General features: G+C 63.6%; 23 protein-coding genes. 11 read left to right on the forward strand and 12 right to left on the reverse strand.

Annotated features, from left to right (window positions below; all coding sequences use genetic code 11):
* Window positions 1-152: 152 nt before the first annotated feature.
* The 4 genes from AC1DXU_RS04640 to petA all read right to left on the reverse strand — a co-directional run bounded on the left by AC1DXU_RS04640 (window position 153) and on the right by petA (window position 3804).
* Window positions 153-848: an acid phosphatase gene (locus AC1DXU_RS04640; protein ID WP_477312947.1), complete on the reverse strand. Its 696-nt coding sequence runs from the start codon at window positions 846-848 to the stop codon at window positions 153-155.
* 138 nt (window positions 849-986) lie between these two features.
* The gene (locus tag AC1DXU_RS04645) at window positions 987-1859 is read right to left on the reverse strand and encodes a cytochrome c1 (RefSeq protein WP_477364917.1); all 873 of its coding nucleotides are present in this window, start codon (window positions 1857-1859) and stop codon (window positions 987-989) included.
* Window positions 1860-1886: 27 nt separating this feature from the next.
* Window positions 1887-3227, reverse strand: a complete 1341-nt coding sequence (locus AC1DXU_RS04650; RefSeq protein WP_477364920.1) for a cytochrome b — start codon at window positions 3225-3227, stop codon at window positions 1887-1889.
* Window positions 3228-3243: 16 nt separating this feature from the next.
* Window positions 3244-3804, reverse strand: a complete 561-nt coding sequence (petA, locus tag AC1DXU_RS04655; RefSeq protein ID WP_477312953.1) for a ubiquinol-cytochrome c reductase iron-sulfur subunit — start codon at window positions 3802-3804, stop codon at window positions 3244-3246.
* A 313-nt stretch (window positions 3805-4117) separates the two neighbouring features.
* Between petA and AC1DXU_RS04660 the strand changes: the two genes are divergently transcribed.
* Window positions 4118-4462 (forward strand): cupin domain-containing protein, encoded by a 345-nt coding sequence (locus AC1DXU_RS04660; protein ID WP_477364923.1) that lies wholly within the window; start codon window positions 4118-4120, stop codon window positions 4460-4462.
* A gap of 47 nt (window positions 4463-4509) precedes the next feature.
* Here the strand turns inward: AC1DXU_RS04660 and AC1DXU_RS04665 are convergent, their stop codons facing one another.
* The 4 genes from AC1DXU_RS04665 to AC1DXU_RS04680 are packed head-to-tail and all read right to left on the reverse strand — an operon-like array spanning window position 4510 to window position 9153.
* The gene (locus tag AC1DXU_RS04665; protein ID WP_477364926.1) at window positions 4510-4821 is read right to left on the reverse strand and encodes a DUF6665 family protein; all 312 of its coding nucleotides are present in this window, start codon (window positions 4819-4821) and stop codon (window positions 4510-4512) included.
* 9 nt (window positions 4822-4830) lie between these two features.
* Window positions 4831-6714 (reverse strand): ABC transporter ATP-binding protein, encoded by a 1884-nt coding sequence (locus tag AC1DXU_RS04670; protein ID WP_477364929.1) that lies wholly within the window; start codon window positions 6712-6714, stop codon window positions 4831-4833.
* Between the two features lie 10 nt (window positions 6715-6724).
* Window positions 6725-8605 carry an ABC transporter ATP-binding protein gene (locus AC1DXU_RS04675; RefSeq protein WP_477364932.1) on the reverse strand — a complete coding sequence of 627 codons (1881 nt, stop codon included), beginning with the start codon at window positions 8603-8605 and terminating at the stop codon, window positions 6725-6727.
* A 32-nt stretch (window positions 8606-8637) separates the two neighbouring features.
* The gene (locus AC1DXU_RS04680; RefSeq protein ID WP_477364935.1) at window positions 8638-9153 is read right to left on the reverse strand and encodes a hypothetical protein; all 516 of its coding nucleotides are present in this window, start codon (window positions 9151-9153) and stop codon (window positions 8638-8640) included.
* Window positions 9154-9433: 280 nt separating this feature from the next.
* On the opposite strand from AC1DXU_RS04680, the gene AC1DXU_RS04685 reads away from it, so the two are divergent.
* On the forward strand, window positions 9434-9892 hold the full coding sequence (locus AC1DXU_RS04685; RefSeq protein ID WP_477364938.1) for a tRNA (cytidine(34)-2'-O)-methyltransferase: 459 nt from the start codon (window positions 9434-9436) through the stop codon (window positions 9890-9892).
* A gap of 164 nt (window positions 9893-10056) precedes the next feature.
* Window positions 10057-10530, forward strand: coding sequence for a redox-sensitive transcriptional activator SoxR (soxR, locus tag AC1DXU_RS04690; protein ID WP_477364941.1), 474 nt, complete (start codon window positions 10057-10059; stop codon window positions 10528-10530).
* 102 nt (window positions 10531-10632) lie between these two features.
* On the opposite strand, the gene AC1DXU_RS04695 is transcribed toward soxR, so the two are convergent.
* Entirely contained in the window at window positions 10633-10890 is a 258-nt protein-coding gene (locus AC1DXU_RS04695; protein WP_292311022.1) for a hypothetical protein, read from the reverse strand.
* 102 nt (window positions 10891-10992) lie between these two features.
* On the opposite strand from AC1DXU_RS04695, the gene hemF reads away from it, so the two are divergent.
* The 5 genes from hemF to AC1DXU_RS04720 all read left to right on the forward strand — a co-directional run bounded on the left by hemF (window position 10993) and on the right by AC1DXU_RS04720 (window position 14811).
* Complete coding sequence (gene hemF / locus AC1DXU_RS04700) at window positions 10993-11907, forward strand: oxygen-dependent coproporphyrinogen oxidase (RefSeq protein ID WP_477364944.1); 915 nt, start codon at window positions 10993-10995, stop codon at window positions 11905-11907.
* A gap of 253 nt (window positions 11908-12160) precedes the next feature.
* Window positions 12161-12421, forward strand: a complete 261-nt coding sequence (locus tag AC1DXU_RS04705) for a DUF1344 domain-containing protein (protein ID WP_477364947.1) — start codon at window positions 12161-12163, stop codon at window positions 12419-12421.
* A gap of 259 nt (window positions 12422-12680) precedes the next feature.
* Window positions 12681-12866, forward strand: coding sequence for a DUF1059 domain-containing protein (locus AC1DXU_RS04710; protein ID WP_195178660.1), 186 nt, complete (start codon window positions 12681-12683; stop codon window positions 12864-12866).
* A gap of 283 nt (window positions 12867-13149) precedes the next feature.
* The gene (locus AC1DXU_RS04715) at window positions 13150-13743 is read left to right on the forward strand and encodes a hypothetical protein (protein WP_477364949.1); all 594 of its coding nucleotides are present in this window, start codon (window positions 13150-13152) and stop codon (window positions 13741-13743) included.
* Between the two features lie 84 nt (window positions 13744-13827).
* Entirely contained in the window at window positions 13828-14811 is a 984-nt protein-coding gene (locus AC1DXU_RS04720) for a S8 family serine peptidase (protein WP_477364953.1), read from the forward strand.
* Between the two features lie 97 nt (window positions 14812-14908).
* Here the strand turns inward: AC1DXU_RS04720 and AC1DXU_RS04725 are convergent, their stop codons facing one another.
* From AC1DXU_RS04725 to AC1DXU_RS04735, 3 genes are read right to left on the reverse strand one after another with little or no spacing between them, the layout of a single operon-like run.
* Entirely contained in the window at window positions 14909-16171 is a 1263-nt protein-coding gene (locus AC1DXU_RS04725; RefSeq protein WP_477364956.1) for a CCA tRNA nucleotidyltransferase, read from the reverse strand.
* Window positions 16168-16797, reverse strand: a complete 630-nt coding sequence (locus tag AC1DXU_RS04730; protein WP_477364959.1) for a CoA pyrophosphatase — start codon at window positions 16795-16797, stop codon at window positions 16168-16170. The genes AC1DXU_RS04725 and AC1DXU_RS04730 overlap by 4 nt, the downstream gene beginning before the upstream one ends.
* Window positions 16797-17426: a DUF1285 domain-containing protein gene (locus AC1DXU_RS04735; RefSeq protein WP_477366031.1), complete on the reverse strand. Its 630-nt coding sequence runs from the start codon at window positions 17424-17426 to the stop codon at window positions 16797-16799. Before AC1DXU_RS04735 ends, AC1DXU_RS04730 begins: the two co-directional genes overlap by 1 nt.
* Before the next feature lie 146 nt (window positions 17427-17572).
* Here AC1DXU_RS04735 and AC1DXU_RS04740 point away from each other — a divergent pair, with 146 nt between their 5' ends.
* From AC1DXU_RS04740 to AC1DXU_RS04750, 3 genes are read left to right on the forward strand one after another with little or no spacing between them, the layout of a single operon-like run.
* Window positions 17573-18577 carry an AAA family ATPase gene (locus tag AC1DXU_RS04740; RefSeq protein ID WP_477364961.1) on the forward strand — a complete coding sequence of 335 codons (1005 nt, stop codon included), beginning with the start codon at window positions 17573-17575 and terminating at the stop codon, window positions 18575-18577.
* Window positions 18577-19515, forward strand: a complete 939-nt coding sequence (locus AC1DXU_RS04745; protein ID WP_477364964.1) for a DUF58 domain-containing protein — start codon at window positions 18577-18579, stop codon at window positions 19513-19515. Before AC1DXU_RS04740 ends, AC1DXU_RS04745 begins: the two co-directional genes overlap by 1 nt.
* The gene (locus AC1DXU_RS04750) at window positions 19512-22334 is read left to right on the forward strand and encodes a DUF4159 domain-containing protein (protein ID WP_477364968.1); all 2823 of its coding nucleotides are present in this window, start codon (window positions 19512-19514) and stop codon (window positions 22332-22334) included. Before AC1DXU_RS04745 ends, AC1DXU_RS04750 begins: the two co-directional genes overlap by 4 nt.

Raw genomic sequence — 22334 nt, forward strand, 5'->3', positions numbered from 1 at the left:
CGGCTAGGCCAGGGACGGCTACCGCGATGTGTCGCCTGGCAAAAAATTGTCTGGCAAAGGATCGGTTCGCTTCGTGGCAGTGGCCGCACTAAAAAGGGCGCCTAGGGCGCCCTTTTTTCGTGTGCCGGCTGCCTTTTTGAGCAGGACGGTCGTCACATGCCGAGGTCGGAGCGGAGCTCGGACCTTGCCACTTCGTACTCGGCCTTGAAATCGGGGCGGCTGAGCAGGATGGCGGCAATGACGCTGCCGGAAATCTTGCCCACCTCGATATCGGACGGATAGTGGATGCCGCCGACCTCACGGTTGTGGGCATATTCGGCCGCGCGCGCCATGATCTCGGCGCGCTTTTCCGGAACCATGTCGGAAAGGATGATGCCCATCATCGTGCCGACGGTGGCATGGCCGGACGGCCAGGAACCGGAACTCGACAACTTGACCACGGGCTTGACCAGATCGCTCAGCTGATGCGGGCGCGGACGCTTCCAGACATCCTTGGCCGGGTCGACGACCGCGCCTTCGGTGGCAACGACCCGATCGAAGAAGGCGCTGAACTTTGGCAGCGTTTCCTTGTTGAACTTCGGTCCCATGACATCGGCGAAGCGCCAGACGTCCTCCTGGGCATCGGCGATGGCCCGGGCTTCCATTTCAGGGGTGCGCGTCACCTGCAGCGTCAGCACCTCGCCCAACTCGGCTTTCGTCTGGGCGGAATCGTTTGCCGGCGGCGGTGGCAGGATCATCGTTAGGTCGATGTCCTTGTTGGTGACGAACGGTGCCGCGTCCTCGGCATAGGCCGTGGAGCCGACGACAAGCAGCAGAAGGCCTGCTGCCAGCGATGCATATTTTTTCATGGGTGCGATCCTTTGATGAGGGCGGCTCAGCATCACCGAAAGCGGTGACGGCCATGTGACACGGCCACTGTTCTCACCTGCTCCAGAATGCAAAAAGGGCGCCTTTCGGCGCCCTCGCATTTTCGAAGCTTGCAGCGCTCAGTGCGCCACGCCTTCCCAGACCTTGCGCTTGGTCAGGTAGACCAGGGCGCCGAACAAAAGCAGGAACACCAGCACGCGGAAACCGGTCTTCTTGCGGTCTTCCATGTGCGGCTCGGCCGCCCACATCAGGAAAGCCGACACGTCGCGGGAATACTGGTCGACGGTCTGCGGCGAGCCGTCATCATAGGTCACCTGGCCGTCGGAGAGCGGCTTCGGCATCTTCAGCGACACGCCAGACATAAAGTACGGATTGTAGTGCGTGCCCTCCGGAATCACCATGCCGGCCGGCGGCTGCTCGTCATAGCCGGTCAGCAGCGAGTGAATGTAGTCGGGACCACCCTGGGCGTACTGGGTGAAGATGTCGAAGACGAAGCGCGGAAAGCCGCGCTCGACGCCGCGCGCCTTGGCCAGCAGCGACATATCGGGCGGGGCAGCGCCGCCATTGGCGGCAGCGGCGGCCTCGACGTTGGCGAACGGCGCCGTGAAATGGTCGGACGGCTTGCCCGGGCGGTCGAACATGTCACCGGCATCGTTGGGGCCGTCATGGATGGTGTATTCGGCGGCAAAGGACTTCACCTGCGCCTCCGAATAACCGAGCCCTTCCAGCGTCCGGAAGGCCACCAGGTTCATCGAATGGCAGGCCGAGCAGACTTCCTTGTAGACCTTCAGGCCGCGCTGCAGCTGCGCCTTGTCATAGGTACCGAACGGACCGGCGAAGCTCCAGTCCATCTCCTTCGGCTCATCGATCGGGAAATGCGTCGGCGCGGCAGCGTTGTGTGCCTCTTCGGCGGCGATTGCCCCGGTGCCTGCAGCTCCAACGCCGGCGGCCACAAGGCCAATCAGCGCCAGCGAGGTGAGAATCTTCTTCATGCCAAATCCCCTTAGATTCTCTACCGCTCAGCCCTTGGTTTCCGGCGCGGCCGTGGCGCCGGTCGGATGGCCGCTGCCGCCCTTGTTCTTCTCGAGCACCGCCTCGGTGATCGAATTGGGCAGCCTGCGCGGCGTCTCGATCAGCCCCAGCACCGGCAGCGCGACCAGGAAGAAGGCGAAGTAGAACAGTGTCGCCGCTTGAGCGTAGCCAACGTAGTTGCCCACGAACTCACCTATCAGGAGGGTCATTAGACCGCCGCCTTCCGCCGGCTGCGAGCCAAGCCAGCCAAGCAGGACGGCATCGGCCACGAACAGCCAGAAGAACAACTTGTACCAGGGCCGGTAAACCGCCGAGCGCACCTTCGAGGTGTCGAGCCACGGCACCAGGAACAGCATGACGATGGCGCCGAACATGCACAGCACGCCGCCGAGCTTGGAATTGATCGGCCCGATGTTGAAGGTGATGGCGCGCAGGATCGCGTAGAAAGGCAGGAAGTACCATTCCGGCACGATGTGGGCAGGCGTCTTCAGCGGGTTGGCGATCGTGTAATTGTCGGGATGGCCGAGAAAGTTCGGCAGGTAAAAGACGAAATAGGCAAAGACGAAAAGGAACACGATCATGCCGAACGCGTCCTTGATGGTCGCGTAAGGGGTGAAGGCGACGGTGTCGGTCTTCGACTTGACCTCGATGCCGGTCGGGTTCGACTGCCCGACCACATGCAGCGCCCAGACGTGCAGCACGACGACGCCGGCAATCATGAACGGCAGCAGATAGTGCAGTGCAAAGAAGCGGTTCAGCGTCGGATTATCGACGGCAAAGCCCCCGAGCAGCAGCTGCTGGATCCAGTCGCCGACCAGCGGAATGGCGCTGAAGAAGCCGGTGATGACGGTGGCGCCCCAGAAGCTCATCTGGCCCCACGGCAACACATAGCCCATGAAGCCCGTTGCCATCATCAGGAGGTAGATGATGCAGCCGAGGATCCACAGCAACTCGCGCGGCGCCTTGTAGGAGCCGTAGTAGAGGCCGCGGAAGATGTGGATGTAGACGGCGACGAAGAAGAACGAGGCGCCGTTGGAATGGAGATAGCGCAACAGCCATCCCGAATTCACGTCGCGCATAATCTTTTCGACCGAATCGAAGGCGAGATTGGTGTCGGCCGTGTAATGCATGGCCAGCACGATGCCGGTCAGGATCTGCGCCACCAGCATGATCGCCAGGATGCCGCCGAAGGTCCAGGCATAGTTGAGGTTGCGCGGCACCGGATAGGCTATGAAGCTGTCATAGACCATGCGCGGCAGCGGCATGCGGGCGTCGAACCAGCGTTCGATACCGGTCTTGGGCGTATAGGTCGAGTGTCCCTCGCTCATCGAAATATCCCCTGCCTCAACCGATAAGGATCTTGGTATCGGAAATGAACTTGAATACCGGCACCGCCATGTTCTCCGGCGCCGGACCTTTGCGGATGCGGCCGGCCGTATCGTATTGCGAGCCGTGGCACGGGCAGAACCAGCCGCCGAAATCGCCTTCCTGGCCGAGCGGAATGCAGCCGAGATGGGTGCAGACCTGAACCATCACCATCCAGGCTTCCTTGCCCGGCGTGGTGCGGTTGGCGTCGGTCGCCGGCGCATCGGCCGGCAGATTGGCATTGCGGGCGATCGGATCCTTGAGGTCGCCCAGATTGACCGCCTCGCCGTCCTTCATCTCCTGTTCGGTGCGGTTGCGCACCACGACCGGCTTGCCGCGCCATTTGACAATCAGCGACATGCCCGGTGTCAGCGAGGAGACGTCGACCTCGACCGAGGCCAGCGCCAACGTCGAGGCATCCGGGCGCATCTGGTCGATGAACGGCCAGGCGACGGCACCCGCGCCGACCACTGCGGCCATGCCGGTGGCGACGTAAAGAAAATCACGACGGTTGGGATCCTGGGTGTCGGTTGCGCTCACGGGTGCCTGATCCTTTCGTCTCTTCCGTGCCGGTGGTCGAGCCTTGTTCCCCGCTCATTCACGCCAACCCGACAGCGCATGGCGAACAGGCTAGCGAATTCCTCCGGCATTTGGACTTCGGTTTATGCGTGAAGCCCGTTTTTGTCCAGCGGGGTGGAGGCACAAGGGCAGATTGTCGCGGGGGCGCAATCCGGCGCCGGATGGGGTGGCACTGGACACTGTTCGGCCCCGGCCAAACCGCCTTATATCGACGGCGGATCAGGGGCCGGCGTTTGCCTCGACAACAGACGCGGGCGCGTTCTATCCTCCGCCCATGGCACACGTCATAGACCGCGACACATGGGCTGTTCGCTCCGACGGCTGGAAGGGCGAGCTGCAATGCGGCGCCTACGGCTCCAACTCCTGCCTGATCTTCAATTATCTGCCTGAAGTCGGTGGCGGCCCCCGGCTGCACACGCATCCCTATGCAGAGATCTTCATCATCCGCCAGGGCACCGGCCTGTTCACCGTCGGCGGCCAGGAGATCGAGGCATCCGCCGGCCAGATCCTGATCGTTCCGCCCAACACGCCGCACAAATTCACCAATCTCGGCCCAGGCCCGCTGGAAACGACCGACATTCACGAGAACGGCAGTTTTATCACTGAGTGGCTGGAATGATGTCTGCCGGTGCAGCCTGAGGCGGGCTGCACCACATTTCGTCCAGCTCAGCTGGCGCCGAGCCTGACCAGCACCGCCCTTGGGATGCCGTATTCGCGGATCACCGACTCATGCCTGCGCAAACCGCAGAGTTCGCGCTGGATGAAATAGGCATGGACGGCCGCGGCGGCTTCCTTCAGCAGCCGGGCGCGATGGTCGTCCTCGCTATTGTCGCGCAGCTTCTTCAGAGTTTCCTCGACGCGCTGACCGGTGCGGCCAAGTGCGGCTGCCTTTTCGGCCAGGATCTCGTGGCCGAGCAGGTCGAGCGCGCTCTCTTGCGCGCTGCTTTGTCCAAAATTCGAGGGCATTCTGACCGACATGATCGCGTTCTACTCCGCCGGTCTCGTCTCTTCCAGCACGCTGTCCTCATGATAAAGGAACCCGCCGGACTGCCGCTTCCACAGCCGGGCATAGAGCCGGTCGAGCGCCACCAACTCGTCATGCGTGCCCTGTTCGACGATGCGGCCGCCGTCGAGCACCACCAGCCGGTCGAGTTCCGCGATGGTCGACAGCCGGTGCGCGATGGCGATGACCGTCTTGTTCTCCATCAACCTGGTCAAATTCTCCTGGATCGCTGCCTCGATGTCGGAATCGAGCGCCGAGGTCGCCTCGTCCAGCACCAGGATCGGCGCGTCCTTGAGGAAGACGCGGGCAATCGCCACGCGCTGGCGCTGGCCGCCTGACAGTTTTACGCCGCGTTCGCCGACAAAGGCCTCGTAGCCGGCACGGTCGCGGTTGTCGCGCAGACCAAGGATGAAATCATGCGCCTCGGCCTTCTTCGCCGCCGCGATCACTTCCGCATCGGTCGCGTCCGGCATGCCGAGCTTGATGTTGTCGCGCAGGGAACGGTGGAACAGCGCGGTATCCTGGCTGACGACGCCGATATTGGCGCGCAGCGAGTTCTGCGTCACCGCTGAAACATCCTGCCCGTCAATGGTGATCCGGCCGGCTTCGAGGTCGTAGAGGCGCAGGATGAGATTGACCAGCGTCGTCTTGCCGGCGCCGGACGGCCCGACCAGCCCGACCTTTTCGCCCGGCCGCACGACGAGGTCGATGCCATTGAGCACGCCGAAGCCCTTGCCGTAGTGGAACTCGACATTTCTGACATCGATCTGCCCGCCGGCCACCACAAGCTCCTTCGCGCCCGGCGCATCGATCAGCCCGAGCGGCTGCGAGATCAGCGCCTTGGAGTTCTCCAGCACGCCGAGGTTCCGCAATATGCCGTTGAGCTGCATCATCAGCCGTCCCAGCAGCATGTTGAGCCGCAACACCAATGACAGCGTGAAGGCGACGGCACCGACGGTGATCGAACCTTCGACCCAGAGATAGACGGCAAAACAGGCGATCGCGGTGATCATGATGCCCGACAGCGTCGTCAGCGCCATGCGCACACCGGTCAGCCGGCGGGTGAACGGCCGCAGCGCATCGAGATAGATATCAAAGCCGTTGCGGATGTAACGGTCGTCGCCGTCGGCCGAGAACAGTTTCAGCGTCTGCACGTTGGAGTAGGAATCGACGATACGGCCATTGATCATCGAGCCGGCCTCGGCGGTTGCCTCGGCATGCTTACGGATCGCCGGTACGTGGAACTTGGCCAGAAAGCCGAAGGCAACAATCCAGATCACCACCAGCCCAGCCAGCCTGAGGTCAAGGCCGGCGACCAGCGCCAGCGTCGTCATCGTGTAAACGAGCATGAACCAGACGACCTCGATGAAGCTTTCCATCAGGTCGCCGGTCGCCTGCCCCGCCTGCCAGACCTTGGTTGCGATGCGGCCGGCGAAATCGTTTTGGAAAAAGGCATAGGACTGGCGCGAGACATGCCGGTGCGCCTGCCAGCGCACCAGATTGTAGAATCCAGGCGTGATGGTCTGCTCGTCGACCAGCGCCGACAGGCCGACGACGATGGTGCGGATGACCAGCACCACGACGATCATGAAGACGAGTTCGGGGCCGGCGGCGGTCCACAAGGCATGCCAGCTGCGCTCGCCGGGCAGCTGGTCGAGAATATCGACCAGCCGCCCGACGAAATAGAACAGTCCGGCTTCGACCAGCGGCGCGATGCCGCCAATGACCAGCATGGCGAAGAAGGCGAACTTCGCCTGGCCGACATAGTGCCAGAGAAAACCGCCGACGCTGGCAGGTGGCCGAAGATTCGCCGGCTCCCGGAACGGATAGACCCAGTTCTCGAACCAGCGATAGACGGCTGTCATCATGCGGCGGCCATCATTCTGCGGCTTGCCCCTTGGCAACCGGATCGTTGGCGGCTTCGGCCGGGCCGTCATCAAGCAGGAAACCGCCCGACTGGCGCTGCCAGAGCTGCGCGTAGAGCCCGCCGCTGGCGACGAGTTCCTCGTGCGAACCCTCCTCGATGACCCGGCCCTTGTCCATGACGACGAGCCTGTCCATCGCAGCGATGGTCGACAGTCGGTGGGCAATGGCGATGACCGTCTTGCCCTGCATGAGCTTGTAGAGGTTCTCCTGGATAGCCGCCTCGGCCTCGGAATCGAGCGCCGACGTCGCCTCGTCGAGAATGAGGATCGGCGCGTCCTTCAGCATGACGCGGGCAATGGCGATGCGTTGCCGCTGGCCGCCGGACAATTTGACACCGCGGTCGCCGACATGAGCCTCGAAAGCTTTGCGGCCGCTGGCGTCCGAAAGCCCTGAGATGAAGTCCAGCGCTTCGGCGCGCCGCGCCGCCTCGACCAGCATCTCGTCGGAGGCGTCCGGCCGGCCATAGAGGATGTTCTCGCGCACCGAACGATGCAGCAGCGAGGTGTCCTGCGTGACCATGCCGATCTGGGCGCGTAGCGAATCCTGCGTCACCGAGGCGATCTCCTGGCCGTCGATCAGGATCTTGCCCGCTTCGAGGTCGTAGAAACGCAGCAGCAGATTGACCAGCGTCGACTTGCCGGCGCCGGACCGGCCGACGATACCGACCTTTTCGCCCGGCTTCACCGTCAGCGACAAGCTCTCGATGACACCCTTCTGCTTGCCGTAGTGGAAGCGAATGTCGTCGAAGCGGATTTCGCCCTTGGCGACGGCAATATCCTTGGCGTCCGGCCTGTCTTCGACCAAGCGCGGCAGCGAGATCGAGCCTATGCCGTCCTGCACCGTGCCGATGTTCTCGAACAAGCTGGACATTTCCCACATGATCCATTGCGACATGCCCCAGAGCCGCAGCACGAGGCCGATGACCACGGCGACGGCGCCGATCGTCACCGCCTGGCCGAGCCACAGCCACAGCGAGATCGCGGTGACCGAAAACAGGAGCAGCGAATTCAGGACATAGAGCACGCAGTAGAGCTGCGTCACCAGCCGCATCGACTGGTAGACCGTGTCGAGAAAGCCGGCCATGCCTTCCCTGGCGAAGGACGCCTCGCGCCGTGCGTGGCTGAACAACTTGACCGTCTGGATGTTGGAGTAGCTGTCGACGACGCGGCCAGTCATGGTCGAACGCGCGTTGGCCTGCGCCTCGCCGACCTTGCCCAGCCGCGGAATGAAATAGCGCAACAGTCCGATATAGCCGGCAAGCCAGACGACAAGCGGCGCCGCCAGCCGCCAGTCCGCGGAGCCGACAATGAACAGGATGCCAAGGAAATAGACGATGATATAGTTGAGCACGTCGATGAGCTTGATGACGCATTCGCGCACGGCAAGCGCCGTCTGCATGAGCTTGGTAGCGATGCGCCCGGCAAACTCGTCCTGATAGAAGGCCATCGACTGCTTGAGCAAGTAGCGATGCACCTGCCAGCGGATGCGCATCGGGTAGTTGCCCATCAGCGTTTGCTGGTTGAGCAGCGAGTGGAACCAGACCGTGCCCGGCAGCGCGAACAGCACGACGAAGGCCATGCCGGCGAGCTTCAAGCCCTCGGTCTGCAGGAAGGTCTCGCGGTTCTGCCCCGACAGCCAGTCGACGATCCGGCCGAGGAAGCCGAACATCCACACTTCCGCCAGGGCGATGGCCGTTACCAGCACCGCATCGAGCAGAATGTAGTGCCAGGCGCCGCGCGTATAATGCACGCAGAACGCAACCAGTGTCTTGGGCGGCTCGACCGGTTCCGCAGCGGGGAACGGGTCGAGCCTTCTTTCAAACCAGGCAAACATCGTCTTGATACTCTTCGATGGCTTGTGTGCGCTCACGCGGCGCGGGATCGCACGACTTCGACGCCAAACGGCTCGGAATCACCCGAGTCGCTGGCTTCGTTTCGCGCAATATAGGGTGTCGAACGCATTTCGCCGACAGGCTCGTTTGACGATCCTGACGCCGCCGTGTGCACGACGCGGATTTTCGCGCCCGGCCGGATCAGCCGGATGATCCGACGCACCAGCGACGGCCGGCTGTAGTCGGGAACGGCGCGCGAGAAATCGACATCCGGCAGCATGCCGCGATGCGGACGCCGGCGGGTCTCGGCGTGGACCGCCGACGAATAGGTTTCGCCGATCAGCAGCGCCCAGGTCGCCATCTTGCGCTCGTGCAGGCTTCTTGAACCCGGTATTTTGTAGGGATCGAACATCGGTCCGTCCTCCATGTGAAAATAGAGATAAAAGGGTGAATCAAACCCGGCCGCGGGCATGGCACCGGCGGCAGGAAGAACATCGGTCGAGGCGTGTTCAGGTGGGGCGTTCAGCCCCTTCGACAGCTTGAAAAACATCGCAGGATTCCTTCGAAGACCGAAAAAGGTTTCGGCTGGGAATCGGTGCGACTAAGTCTAAACGTTCAGGAGAATTGTCGTACCGAAACCGCCGGCAGGCAGGTAAGCCCACGAGAGGGGCGCTGGATGTGCATGGTCATGAATTTCCCCTCCATCGGTTCGGGTTGACAATGCTGGGCGTATAACCGATTTCGCAGAAAATGACCACCCGCAGGTCAAGGAATTTCCAAAACCCGGGGATGCGTGTGGCCGATCTGCCACTTATTAGAAGGACGCGGAAATGAACGATCGTCTCCGCATCGCGCTCTACCAACCGGATATCGCCGGCAACACCGGGACAATCCTGCGCTTCGCCGCTTGCCTCGGCCTCGGCGTCGACATCATCGAACCGGCCGGCTTCCCGCTCTCCGACCGGACGCTGAAACGGGCCGGCATGGACTACCTCGAAATGGCTGATCTGACCCGGCATGTCGACTGGCACGCCTTCGAGGACTGGCGAAGAGGGAGCGCGCGGCGGCTGGTGCTTTTGTCGACCAAGGCCGTGACCGCCTACACCGACTTCGTCTTCGCTGACGGCGATATTCTTTTGTTCGGTCGCGAATCCGCAGGCGTGCCGGATCCAGTCCACGAAGCCGCCGACGCGCGACTGACCATCCCGATGCAGCCGGGCACGCGCAGCATCAATGTGGCGCTCTCGGTTGCCATGGTGGCGGGCGAAGCGATCCGGCAGCTGCGATAGGATTTGCAGCCGATCGGCAGGCGCCGGCGCCTCGTTCCCGCCGGCAATAGCGCCCTCACCCGTCATTCTCACCCAAGCGCACATTGCCTTCTCCCGCGGTTTGCATCTCCAGGATTTCATCGCTACAAGCTCAACTTAACTTGAGGTCAAGCGGAAAATCTGAAATGGCTCCGGTAACGGAATTGACGGTTGGCCAGGTGGCCATGCGCAGCGGCGTCGCGGTGTCGGCGTTGCATTTTTACGAGGCGCGCGGGCTGATCCGCAGCCACCGCACATCAGGCAACCAGCGCCGCTACGGCCGCGACGTGCTGAGGCGGGTGGCGATCATCCGGGTGGCGCAGGAGGTCGGCATCTCGCTGGCCGAGATTGCTGCGGCCCTTGAATCATTGCCGGAAGGCCGCACGCCGACGCGCGAGGACTGGAATCTGCTGTCGACCGCCTGGCGCGACAGTCTCGACCAGAAGATCGACCAGTTGAAGAAGCTGCGCGACGGGCTCACCGACTGCATCGGCTGCGGCTGCATGTCGATCGACAAATGCCCGTTGAGAAACAAGGGCGACCGGCTGGCAAAACAAGGCACAGGGGCGAGAAGGCTGGTGACTCTTCCTTCTCCACGTTTACGGGGAGAAGGTGCCTGAACGAAGTGAAGGCGGATGAGGGGCAGCGCCGGCATGCGAAGGTTTGCGCCGCCCCTCACCTGCCTGCCGGCATCCTCTCCCCGTAAACGGGGCGAGGAAATCCTAATCCGCCGCCGGCAGCCGCCGGATGGTGAACTCAATGACGTCGCCTGGCCGTTCGAACCAGCTTTCGATCTCGGTCCAGTAGGCCTGCTTGGGAAAGCGCTCGAACCACTCCTTGGCCTTGAGCCGCGCATCGGAGCGCGGCAGCACGAAGGTCTCGCGCAGAAAACCGTCGCGCGGCATGCGCTCGCGCTCGGCGCGCGAACGGTCGAGCCTTTTCTTCAGCCCATCCAGCGATGGTCTTGCCGGGGTGCGCACGAAAGAACCCTTATTCACTTGACCCTTGCACACAAGAGATTAGGGATCGCGCCCGGAAAAGACGAGTCATTTGTCGGGTACACCCGAAACCGGAGACAGCATTTGGAAAGACCCGAAATACCGGCGGGACTGCCGGCCGACATCGAGCAGAAGAAGATGAAGGCCAGGGTTTGGTTCGAGACGCTGCGCGAGCGCATCTGCGCCAGCTTCGAGCAGATCGAGCAGGACCTGCAGGGACCGCTGGCCTCATGGTCGCCTGGCCGCTTCGAGAAGACGCCTTGGGAACGCGACGAGGGCCGCGGCGGCGGCGGCACCATGTCGATGATGCATGGCCGTGTCTTCGAAAAGGTCGGCGTCCACACCTCGACAGTCTATGGCGAGTTTTCGCCCGAGTTCAGGAAGCAGATGCCGGGCGCGGAGGAAGACCCGAGCTTCTGGGCGAGCGGCATTTCACTGATCGGGCACCCGTGGAACCCCAACGTGCCGGCCGTGCACATGAACACCCGCATGGTCGTCACCTCGCGCCAGTGGTTCGGCGGCGGCGCCGATCTGACGCCGGTGCTCGACCGCCGCCGCGTCCAGGACGACCCCGACACAATTGCCTTTCACCGCGCCATGCAGTTCGCCTGCGAGAAGAATCCGGCGGTTGCCGACTACCCGAAATTCAAGGCCTGGTGCGACGAGTATTTCTTCCTGCCGCACCGCAACGAACCGCGCGGCACCGGCGGCATCTTCTTCGATTGGCTGCATTCGGGTGAGGAGAGCGGCGGCTGGAATGCCGATTTCAACTTCGTCCAGGACGTCGGCCGCTCTTTTCTCGTCGTCTACGGCCATCTGGTGCGGGCCAACTTCAACGAAAACTGGACCGATGGTGACCGCGACGAACAGCTCATCCGCCGTGGCCGCTACGTCGAATTCAATCTGCTTCACGATCGCGGCACCATCTTCGGACTGAAGACAGGCGGCAATGTCGTCTCGATCCTGTCCAGCCTGCCGCCCGAGGTAAAGTGGCCGTAAAATTCCGGTGAGCGGGGCGTGAACCGCAATCAGGTCCCAATCGATCGAATGCGGCTTGGAATGTGGCACCAGACGCCTGAGAAATTATCTTTTTCGTCTAATATCCATTTGAAACAACTGGGTTATTTGTCGTGCCGGGTCGGGAAGCGCCGGCGGTTCGCCCCCGAACCGTGACCCGACGCAACCGGACGGCCCAAGACGATGCGGACCATCTTCCCAAACGGATGTCCGCTTTTTTCCAGGAGTACTTAACATGCGCAAGCTCATTGTCTCGGCCGCCGCCGCTGCCCTTCTTGCCTCCGGTTCGGTCGCGTTCGCCGCGGTCAAGCACACCACCGGCACGGTAAAGACCTTCGATGGAACGGCGATGAGCCTCGTTCTGGATGACGGATCTACCTTTACGCTGCCCAAGACCTTCAAGGATCCTGGCCTGAAGGCCGGCGAAAAGGTCCGCGTTTCCTGGGACATGAGCGGCAAGAACAAAGTTGCCGAAGCAGTCAAGATCGTGAAGTGATGGACCAGCCGGGACAAGACCAATTGGTCTTGCCCCGGGGTAGCGTAAGAGGGCGGAGCAGCGATGCTCCGCCTTTTTGGTCCTGGCTGGCATTCTGCGGCAACCAAAACCATTCATTCGTGTTATGCTTGTCGCCCCGTGCATGACCCAAAAAACCGGATACGGTTTTCGACAAACGATCATGCGCGGAACAAAGCTGCCGGAGTGTCCGTTGCCTGCCCGATGGGCGCGGCGCTCCAAGGAGGAAAGGAGAACTCCAATGAAGCAATTTCACTGCGGATCGCTGGTTCCCGGCTGTGAGTGGCATACGCGCGCCGAGGAAGAAGCCGAAGTTATGCGCCGCGCCGCCGAGCACATGCGCGAGACGCATGGCGAGACGGTCATCCGCGAGACGATGATCGAGGCGATCCGTTCGCGCATCGAGAAAGTCCGCGACGCGGCGTAGCAGAAAAGCGTCGGGTCGGTAGCGTCCGCCATCGGCGTTCTTGACGCCTTGGCGGGCGATTTTGACAACTGCGGTCACACCAACGCCGAATGGCATTGCGGCCCATGAATTTTCATCCCGACCGTTCTCGGTCAAAAAAACATATTCGCTTCAGCTGAAATAAACCCTGCGGTAACCGAACCCGTGCGACTGTCGCGCGGATAATCCGGCTACAGTGGGCTGATAGAGAAGCCCGTCGCCACCAGGCACTGGTCCGGAATCGGTGGGGCGAGGTGTTTCGCGCATGCGCGAAAAGTCCGGCATTCGAGGCAGTTTCCGCACGACGGCGCTCCTGGTGTCCGCGCTCCTTGGGGCATCTCCGGCGATTGCCCAGGAAATTACGACCCAGGAATTTACGACATCGCTGGTCGACATACATCAGGGCTCGCCGCTCAGCGACCGCGCGAGAGGTCTGGGCGACGGCGGCTATGAGCTGCAGAATGGAAGCTGGCAATCGTTCAACCATTGGTACCGCGCGCGCTGGGTCGACATGCATGTGGACCTGCTCACCCAGATCACGGACGACACCGGCATTCTTTGGGGGTTCGGGACCGGAGAACAGGCAGAGAAGTATCGAATCGAGCCCAGCTTCAAGCTTGGCTTCCTCACTCAGATTCATCCGAGTGCGAACAGCATTCTTTCATTGTCGTTCACAACGACCTTCGGCGGGAGCCTCACAGAAAAGTCCTGCGAGGCCGATTATGGCGACTTGGGCACCTACAACGTCAATTGCCGGCTCGCGGCTGGCGAGATGGCGCCCGAGGAAACCTTGAAATATCTGGTTAACGCTAAACCGGAGAGCCAGCATATCTGGCTGAATTACCGTGTTACTTTCTGATCGCCAGGGGCTCATGAGATGTCGAGCAGCCGGCAGAAATTCGCGATCGTCCGTCCTAGCTTTTGTTTGATCCGGGGTAAGAACATGTCAGGTAATCGTTGGAAGTTCGCTCTCGCCACAGCTCTCACCCTCCTGCCGGCAACGATGGCAGCGGCGCAGGATCTCGGTCCGGATCCGCTGGGGGCGCTCTGCGTTGGCGGTCAATCGAACGCTTCCATATGTCTGAGCGCAACGCTGCCGACTGCCACAACGCAGGCCGTGCAAGGCTGGATGAGTTCCGATGTCGGCGCCGCATGGGCTGCAGGCTACAAGGGAAAGGGTGCCACGATTACCATCGTCGACGACTTCTCCAGCACATCGCGGTTCAGTGGCAATTTTGGCTTCGGGGTGCAGAACCAGCGGCACGGCGAATGGACGCGCCAGGAAGCCAGCATGATTGCTCCCCTGGCGACCATCAGATCGAAAGACTTCTCCACGAGTTCGGCGGTCACGCTGGCGCCGGGCCTGAACGTGCTCAATCTGAGCTATGGCATGTACGCCAAGGCGGGCTATAGCCCGAGCCAGATCGGATGGAGCGCCGAGGAAGCCTCCATCATCTCCTACGCCACCAAGGGAACAGCCGTCGTTTCGAAGGCAGCGGGCAACGACGCGGTTGCGGTCGGCGGTGTCGTCGGCGGCCAGCAGGACTATCTCGACCTCGCTCTGGTCGGCAAGGCGTCAGCGATCTTCGTCGGCGCGCTCGACGGGAATGGCACGACGTCAGCCAAGACCAAGATGGCCTGGTACTCCAACACTGCCGGCTCCAACCCGGTTGTGCAGAGCCATTTCCTCGTCGTGGGTGTCGCCGGGAGCAAGACGGGCCTTTACGGCACCTCCTTCGCCGCGCCGATCATTTCCGGCTACGCTGCGATTGTGGGCAGCAAGTTCACCACCGCGACGCCGACCCAGATCACCAACCAGTTGCTCAATACCGCCCGCACCGACACGCTGGTCAACTATAGTGCCTCCGTCTATGGCAAGGGCGAGGCAAGCCTTTCACGCGCGCTGGCTCCCTTGGCAATCAAGTGAGCGGCGCGGCGTGTACCGGTGCCGGTAACGTCGTGACCTCGGTCGAGCGTGCCGGCAGCATCTGATTGGCGGCGTCAAGCTGCAGTGACGCTAGGCGCTAGGTTTCAAGGGCCTTCGCGGCGCGATCGAGCAGCGCGCCGCGATCGGGGGCGAAGCCGGCCTCGACCCATTCTCCTTCAAGGTTTTTCAAAATTGCGCCAAGCTTCGGTCCCGGCGACGCGCCAAGCTTGGTCAAATCGGCGCCCTTGAGCGGAAACGCCGGCTTTTCCCATTTTGCGGCAAAGGCTAGCAGGCGCGAAAAACCGCCGGCTTCGAGCAGTGCATCATTGTCCTCGACGGCGCGTGCCCGCGCTGAAGCCAGCGAAAGCCGCAGCCGATCGACAACGCCCTGGCGATCGCCAAGATAGAGCTTTTTCGCCAATTCGCCCTCGGTCGTCTTCGGCTCGACGGCAGCCGTCAGCGCCCAATGCCGCAGGCGATCAGCTTCGCTGGTGGAAAACTTCAGCCGCTCGGCCAGCACCCTCATTCGCGCCGCGTCGGGCGGCACGATGGCTTCGAGCCTGAGCAGCGGATCCGGCGTCCAGTCCAGATCCTTTCCGGTTCTGGCCAAGCCGTGAATGGCATCGATGCCCCATTTCTCGCTTTCCGGCAAAACACTGGTCAGCACGCTGGCCTGGCGCATCCACAGCAAGGCCCGCGACGGATCGGGCGCCGACAAAAGTTTCTTCAGTTCGGACCAGACGCGCTCGGCTGACAGTTGGCCAAGCCCCTCCTTCAGCCGGGCACAGGCCTTCAGCCCTTCGGCGTCGGGCCGGCCGTCGCCATACCAGGCAAAGAAACGGAAGAAGCGCAGGATGCGCAGAAAGTCCTCGCGGATGCGCGCTTCCGGGTCGCCAATGAAACGCAGCCGGCGGGCTTCGATGTCGGCGACACCGCCGACCAGATCGATGACCGTTCCGTCTGCCTCGGCATAAAGTGCATTGATGGTGAAGTCGCGCCGTTCCGCGTCGGCCTTCCAGTCGCGTCCGAACGAAACCTTGGCGCGGCGCCCGTCGGTCTCGATATCGGCGCGCAAAGTGGTGATCTCATAGGGCGTGCCGCCGGCGATCACCGTGACGGTGCCGTGCTCGATGCCGGTCGGCACCGCCTTGAAGCCCGCCGCCTCGGCACGGCGGATGGTTTCCTCAGGCAAACAAGTGGTGGCGATGTCGATATCGGCGACCGGCTGGCCGATCAGCGTGTTGCGCACCGCACCGCCAGCGACACGCGCCGCCTCGCCGCCATCCGACAGCACGGCGAGCAGGCGCTGCAGATGCTTTTCCCCGAGCCAGTCGGCCCTGCCGGCTATCGAGACGCTCACGCATAGAGCCTTTCATAGAGCGTGCGGATGATGCCGGCGGTAACACCCCAGATGCGCTGGTCGCCATAGGGCATATCGTAGAAAAACCATTCGAGGTCGTTCCACATCCGGCTGTCCCTGGTGTGGTTGGCCGGGTCCATCAGGAAACGCAAAGGCACTTCGAAGGCGGCATCGACCTCCTCGACGTTCAACGTCAGGGAAAAACCCGGCTGAACGATAGCCAGCACCGGGGCAATGCGGTAACCGCTGCCGGCGACATAGTCGGGCATGCGGCCGATGATCTCGATGTGATCCTGCCCGAGGCCGATCTCCTCGAAGGTTTCACGCACTGCCGCGGCCTCCGGGCTCGGATCGCTCGGGTCGATCGTGCCGCCCGGGAAAGCCACCTGCCCCGAATGGCTGCGCAGCTTTTCCGCCCGCTTGGTCAAAAGAACCGTCGCTTCGCGCCCGTGATCGACGACCGGGATCAGCACGGCGGCATTGCGAAGCGCCTTCAACTGATTGAGCCTGGGATGGCCGGGATTGAAGCGATGGTCGCCAAAATCGTCGCCTTCATGCGCATCCGGCTGGGCCGCGACACGTGTGCGAAAATCCTCGGTGGAAAACGGCGGCGTCACTTGATCCATCACGCGCTCAGCCGCTGCAGCTTTTCGGCCGGCATGATCGGATAGACCTCGCCCTTCGAGCGCACGGCAAACATTTTTCTGCCGCCGACATCGATTTCCTCGCCATGCGCGACCAGCTCATACATCACCGGCCGCGCCACCAGCGCCTCCAGTCGCCCGCGCACCAGCACATAGGGTTTCAGGCCGCCGGTCTCGTCCTCGTCGACGAAGCGCAGCGGATTGCCCGGCCCGGCCTCGACCACATCGCCGACATTGGTGCGAAAAGTGATGATCTGACCGTCGCCGGCGCCGGAAACATCCATCTCGACGGCGATGAAAGGCGCATCGACGATCCGAATGCCGACCTTTTCCACCGGCGTCACCAGATAGGTCTTGCCGTCGGCGTCCTTGCGCAGCACGGTCGAAAACAGCTGCACCAGCGGCATGCGGCCGATCGGCGTGCCCAGATAGAACCAGGTTCCGTCCTGTTTGATCTCCATGTCGAGATCGCCGCAGAAGTCGGGATTCCAGCGCTCCACCGGCGCCGCGCCCTTGCCGGCGCGCGTCGCCCGCGAGATCAGCGCCTCGAGTCCCCGCGCCTCGGTGGCGGTCGTAAGGCTTTGTTCGCGATGTTCGGAGCGTTCCGTCATGGTCACGAAATAGTCACTGTTGTTGCGCTTGTCAGCCTAAGTCTGTGATTTAAATTCAAATGCAGGCGCCAGGCGAGGCCGAATCGCGGCATTCTGCGGCACTGAGGGTGCAAGCCGGTATTTCCAACCACAAGGATCGATACGACATGAGCGTGATGATCAAGGAAAGCCCGATCAGCGAAAAGGACATGATCGCCCAGGCCGAGAAGGCCTTGGCCGATATTTCCAGGGTCCGCGACGGCGTCGGCCGTGTCATCTTCGGTCAGGAAAGCGTCGTCGAGCGCACACTGGTGGCGCTGCTCGCCGGCGGCCATGCGCTGCTCGTCGGTGTGCCGGGTCTCGCCAAGACCAAGCTGGTCGAGACGCTGGGCATTGTGCTCGGCCTCGATTCCCGCCGCATCCAGTTCACCCCTGACCTGATGCCGTCCGACATTCTCGGCTCCGAGGTGATGGAACAGGACGAATTCGGCAAGCGCTCCTTCCGCTTCATCTCCGGCCCGATCTTTGCGCAATTGCTGATGGCCGACGAGATCAACCGGGCCTCGCCGCGCACCCAGTCGGCGCTGCTGCAGGCGATGCAGGAGTACCACGTCACCGTTGCCGGCGCCCGCCACGACCTGCCGGCGCCCTTCCATGTGCTGGCAACGCAGAACCCGCTGGAGCAGGAAGGCACCTATCCGTTGCCCGAGGCACAGCTCGACCGCTTCCTGATGCAGGTCGACATCCTCTACCCCGAAATCGAGGCAGAGCGCCGCATCCTTTTGGAAACCACCGGCATCGAGGACGCCAAGGCTGAAAACGTGCTGCAGCCGGCGCGGCTGAAGGAGATCCAGACGCTGATCCGCCGCATGCCGGTACCGGAAAGCGTCGTCGAGGCGATCCTCAAGCTGGTGCGCTCGGCCCGCCCCGGCCAGGGCAACGCCGAAACCGACAAGCATGTGGCCTGGGGTCCGGGCCCACGCGCCAGCCAGGCGCTGACATTGTGCGCCCGCGCCCGCGCGCTCTATGATGGACGGCTGGCGCCGTCGGTCGACGACATCCGCGCGCTGGCCGAGCCGGTGCTGCAGCACCGCATGGCGCTGACCTTTGCCGCCCGCGCCGAGGGCACGACCGTGCGTGACGTGGTGGCGAAACTGGCAAAAGGCATCTGATGGCGCGTATCGGCGAAGTCCAGGCACCGGCAGCGACGCGCGACGCGCTCGCCCGTGGCCGGTTGCGGGCGTCGCTGGTGCCAGACCTGCTGGTCGAGGCGCGCCGCCTCGTCAACACCGTGATTGCCGGCTGGCATGGCCGCCGCAAGCGCGGCATTGGCGAGAATTTCTGGCAGTTCCGGCCCTATGTCGAAGGCGATTCCTCGCGCATCGACTGGCGCCGCTCTGCCCGCGACGACCACACCTATGTCCGTGACCGCGAATGGGAGGCCGCCCATACGGTCTGGCTGTGGGCCGACCCCTCGCCTTCCATGCTCTACAAATCGACTGGGGCCACCGTTTCGAAGGAATCGCGCGCGCTGGTGCTGGCGCTGGCCATGGCCGAGCTCCTGTCGCGCAGCGGCGAGCGCATCGCCTGGCCGGGCCTGACCGATCCGTTCACCGCCCGCAACGGCGCTGAGCGCATCGCGGCCCAACTCACCCACGCTGGCGACCTGCCGGCCAAGCCCGACCTGACCGCCATTCGGCGCTTCTGCGACATCGTCATCGTCAGCGATTTTCTCGACCCGGTCGAAGACACCATGGCCTGGCTCGACGTGCTCGCCCGTCACGGCGTGCGCGCGCATCTGATCGAGGTCGCCGATCCCGCCGAGGAAAGCTTCCCCTATGCCGGACGCACCGAATTCACCGATCCCGAGACCGGCGACAAGCTGACCGCCGGCCGCGCCGAAATGCTGGGCGATGAGTATCGCCTGCTCTATACCGCCCGCCGCCAGGAACTGGCCGGCTGGTGCAAGCGGCTCGGCTGGAGTTTTACCGTCAACAACACCGACCGCCTCGCCTCCGAGGCGCTGGTGCGCCTGCACATGGCGATGACCGCCGATGGCAGTTACGCCGGGCTGACCGCTGGCGGTCATGCCGGAAAGGTCAGCGCATGAGCTGGCTGCCGCTTTCGTTCGGTGCGCCCATGGTGTTGTGGGGCCTGCTGGCGCTGCCGGTGATCTGGTGGCTCTTGCGGCTGACCCCGCCCAAGCCGCAATCCGAAGTGTTTCCGCCGCTGAAGATCCTGGCCCGCGTGCTGAAGCGCGAGGAGACGCCGCAGCAGAGCCCATGGTGGCTGACCCTGCTCAGGCTGTTGATGGCAGCCCTCATCGTCGCCGCTTTGGCCGAACCTGTCTTCAACCCGCGCGAAAAGCTGCCGGCAGAGGGCGCGGCGCTCGCGCTGGTCGTCGACAATGACTGGGCAAGTGCGGCCGACTGGGGCGAGCGCGTCGCCACCGCCCAAAGGTTGATCGCCGATGCCGGCTCGAACGGCGTGCCCGTCATCATCGCCTTCACCGCCGAGAAGCCCAATGCCGAGATCGGCCCTTTCGATGCGGCAGCAGCGCTTGACCGGCTGCGCGCCGCGAAACCGCGGCCGATCCCGACCGACCGCCCCGCCGTCTACGCCCGCGTCGCGGCTGCCCTGGAGGCCTTGCCCGGCGCCAGCGTCGCCGTTCTTGCCGACGGACTGGCCGCACAAGGCGACGAAGCCGCCTTCAACACGCTGCTGTCGAACAACGCCGCCCGCGTCGTCTGGGCCGTCTCCGATCGGCTGACGCTGACCGGCCTGACCAGCGCCGACAACCAGGTCGACGGTTTCGCGCTGACCGCCATCCGCGCGCCGGGCGATCCGGCCCCGGCGCAAGTGACCGCCGGCGCCTTCGATGACAAGGGCCGCCGCATCGCAGACGCGACGCTGACCTTCGCCCCGGGCGAAGCCACCGCCACCGGTACGATGGCGGTGCCGTTCGAACTGCGCAACGACTTCGCCTCGATCGCCCTCGATGGGGAGCGGCAGGCAGGCGCCGTGCGCGTCCTCGACGAGAGCTCCAAGCGCCGCCGGGTCGGGCTGCTGTCGCAGTCCGAGGCCGACCAGGCGCAGCCGCTGCTGTCGCCGCTCTACTATATCAGGCGCGCGCTGCAGCCCTTCGCCGATCTGGTCGAACCGTCGAGCGCCGACCTTGCCGACGCCATTCCGCAACTGCTCGACCAGAAGCCGGCGATGATCGTCATGGCCGATGTCGGCACCATCCCGGAGCAGGTTCGGCAAAGGCTGGTCGACTGGGTCGACAAGGGCGGCACGCTGGTGCGCTTCGCCGGGTCGCGGCTGGCCGCCGCCGGCAATGACGACGATCTGCTGCCGGTCAGGCTGCGCATCGGCGAGCGCTCGCTCGGCGGCGCGCTGTCATGGACGACGCCGCAGCCGGTCACCGAATTTCCGAAGAACGGCCCCTTTGCCGATCTCGCTCCACCCGCCGAAGTCACCGTTAGCAGGCAGGTGCTGGCCGAGCCGACGCCCGACATCGTCGAGCGCACGTGGGCCACGCTTGCCGACGGCACGCCACTGGTGACCGGACTGAAGAAAGGCAAGGGTACGTTGGTGCTGTTCCATGTCACGCCCGAAGCGACATGGTCGAACCTGCCGATATCAGGCAGTTTCGTCGAGATGTTGCGCCGCATCGTGCAGCTGTCGCGCAACCAGGGTGCCGCGGTCGCCAACGCCGAAGCCGCCGCCACCTCGCTGGCGCCCTACCGGATGATATCAGCCGACGGCACTTTGGTGCCGCCGACGCCGGATGCAAGGCCGCTGGTGCCCGGCGCCGGCCCGCTGCCGGTGACATTCGAGAACCCGCCCGGCCTCTACGGCTCCGAGGCCGGCGTTTTCGCCCACAACCTGCTCGAAGCCGCCAGCACTTTTGCGCCGCTGGTGCGCCCGCAATTCGCGGTGCCGGTCACCACCATCCAGTACGCCTTCGACGAGTCGCGCAATCTGAAAGGCCCGCTGGTGACAGCAGCCCTGGTGCTGATGGTGCTCGACACGCTGGCCGTGTTCTGGATGGGCGGCCTGTTGTCACGCCGGCCGCGGCGCGCCCGCGCGGCTGCAACCGGGGCGGCCCTTCTGATTGCGCTCAGTGCCCTGTTCGGCCATGCCGATATCGCGCGCGCCGACGACACCAAGCCTGGTGACGCCGCCGCGATCGAGGACATTGCCAAGACCCGCATCGCCTATGTGCTGACCGGCGAGCCCGGTGTCGATTCGATCAGCCGCGCCGGGCTCGAAGGCCTGACCCGCTTCCTCATCGAGAAGACCGCGCTGGAACCGGGAGCGCCCGCCGGCGTCGATATTTCCAAGGACGAACTGTCCTTCTACCCGCTGATCTACTGGCCGATCGACCCCACCGCCTCGATGCCGACCGAAGCAGCCATTGCCCGCATCGACGCCTATATGCAGCAGGGCGGCACGGTTCTGTTCGACACACGCGACCAGTTCGCCAATGGCATCGGCGCCGATTCCACCAGCCCGGCGACGGAGCGGCTGCGCGACATTCTCGGCAATCTCAACGTGCCACCGCTGGAGCCGGTGCCGTCCGACCATGTGCTGACCAAATCCTTCTTCATCCTGCCGGAGTTTCCCGGCCGCTTCAGCGGCAGCCCGCTCTGGGTTGAGGCGTCGCTCGAAGCCAGCAACACCGAAAACCGCCCTGTGCGGGTCGGCGACGGCGTCTCGCCGATCATGATCACCGCCAATGATTTCGCCGGCGCCTGGGCGGTCGACGAGAATGGCGACCCGTTGCTGCCGACCGTGCCGTCGGACCCGATGCAGCGCATCTACGCGCTGCGCGCCGGCGTCAACATCATGATGTACATGCTGACCGGCAACTACAAATCCGACCAGGTGCATGTCCCGGTTCTGCTCGAACGGCTGGGGCAGTGA

It is taken from the genome of Mesorhizobium sp. P3_A10 (genome assembly GCF_056403175.1).

What these genes read in the sequence shown, in the direction of transcription:
- AC1DXU_RS04640 (WP_477312947.1), bottom strand. Translation starts at nt 848, where the DNA reads ATGAAAAAATATGCATCGCTGGCAGCAGGCCTTCTGCTGCTTGTCGTC.
- AC1DXU_RS04645 (WP_477364917.1), bottom strand. Translation starts at nt 1,859, where the DNA reads ATGAAGAAGATTCTCACCTCGCTGGCGCTGATTGGCCTTGTGGCCGCC.
- AC1DXU_RS04650 (WP_477364920.1), bottom strand. Translation starts at nt 3,227, where the DNA reads ATGAGCGAGGGACACTCGACCTATACGCCCAAGACCGGTATCGAACGC.
- AC1DXU_RS04660 (WP_477364923.1), top strand. Translation starts at nt 4,118, where the DNA reads ATGGCACACGTCATAGACCGCGACACATGGGCTGTTCGCTCCGACGGC.
- AC1DXU_RS04665 (WP_477364926.1), bottom strand. Translation starts at nt 4,821, where the DNA reads ATGTCGGTCAGAATGCCCTCGAATTTTGGACAAAGCAGCGCGCAAGAG.
- AC1DXU_RS04670 (WP_477364929.1), bottom strand. Translation starts at nt 6,714, where the DNA reads ATGATGACAGCCGTCTATCGCTGGTTCGAGAACTGGGTCTATCCGTTC.
- AC1DXU_RS04675 (WP_477364932.1), bottom strand. Translation starts at nt 8,605, where the DNA reads ATGTTTGCCTGGTTTGAAAGAAGGCTCGACCCGTTCCCCGCTGCGGAA.
- AC1DXU_RS04680 (WP_477364935.1), bottom strand. Translation starts at nt 9,153, where the DNA reads ATGTTTTTCAAGCTGTCGAAGGGGCTGAACGCCCCACCTGAACACGCC.
- AC1DXU_RS04685 (WP_477364938.1), top strand. Translation starts at nt 9,434, where the DNA reads ATGAACGATCGTCTCCGCATCGCGCTCTACCAACCGGATATCGCCGGC.
- soxR (WP_477364941.1), top strand. Translation starts at nt 10,057, where the DNA reads ATGGCTCCGGTAACGGAATTGACGGTTGGCCAGGTGGCCATGCGCAGC.
- AC1DXU_RS04705 (WP_477364947.1), top strand. Translation starts at nt 12,161, where the DNA reads ATGCGCAAGCTCATTGTCTCGGCCGCCGCCGCTGCCCTTCTTGCCTCC.
- AC1DXU_RS04710 (WP_195178660.1), top strand. Translation starts at nt 12,681, where the DNA reads ATGAAGCAATTTCACTGCGGATCGCTGGTTCCCGGCTGTGAGTGGCAT.
- AC1DXU_RS04715 (WP_477364949.1), top strand. Translation starts at nt 13,150, where the DNA reads ATGCGCGAAAAGTCCGGCATTCGAGGCAGTTTCCGCACGACGGCGCTC.
- AC1DXU_RS04720 (WP_477364953.1), top strand. Translation starts at nt 13,828, where the DNA reads ATGTCAGGTAATCGTTGGAAGTTCGCTCTCGCCACAGCTCTCACCCTC.
- AC1DXU_RS04730 (WP_477364959.1), bottom strand. Translation starts at nt 16,797, where the DNA reads ATGGATCAAGTGACGCCGCCGTTTTCCACCGAGGATTTTCGCACACGT.
- AC1DXU_RS04735 (WP_477366031.1), bottom strand. Translation starts at nt 17,426, where the DNA reads ATGACGGAACGCTCCGAACATCGCGAACAAAGCCTTACGACCGCCACC.
- AC1DXU_RS04740 (WP_477364961.1), top strand. Translation starts at nt 17,573, where the DNA reads ATGAGCGTGATGATCAAGGAAAGCCCGATCAGCGAAAAGGACATGATC.
- AC1DXU_RS04745 (WP_477364964.1), top strand. Translation starts at nt 18,577, where the DNA reads ATGGCGCGTATCGGCGAAGTCCAGGCACCGGCAGCGACGCGCGACGCG.
- AC1DXU_RS04750 (WP_477364968.1), top strand. Translation starts at nt 19,512, where the DNA reads ATGAGCTGGCTGCCGCTTTCGTTCGGTGCGCCCATGGTGTTGTGGGGC.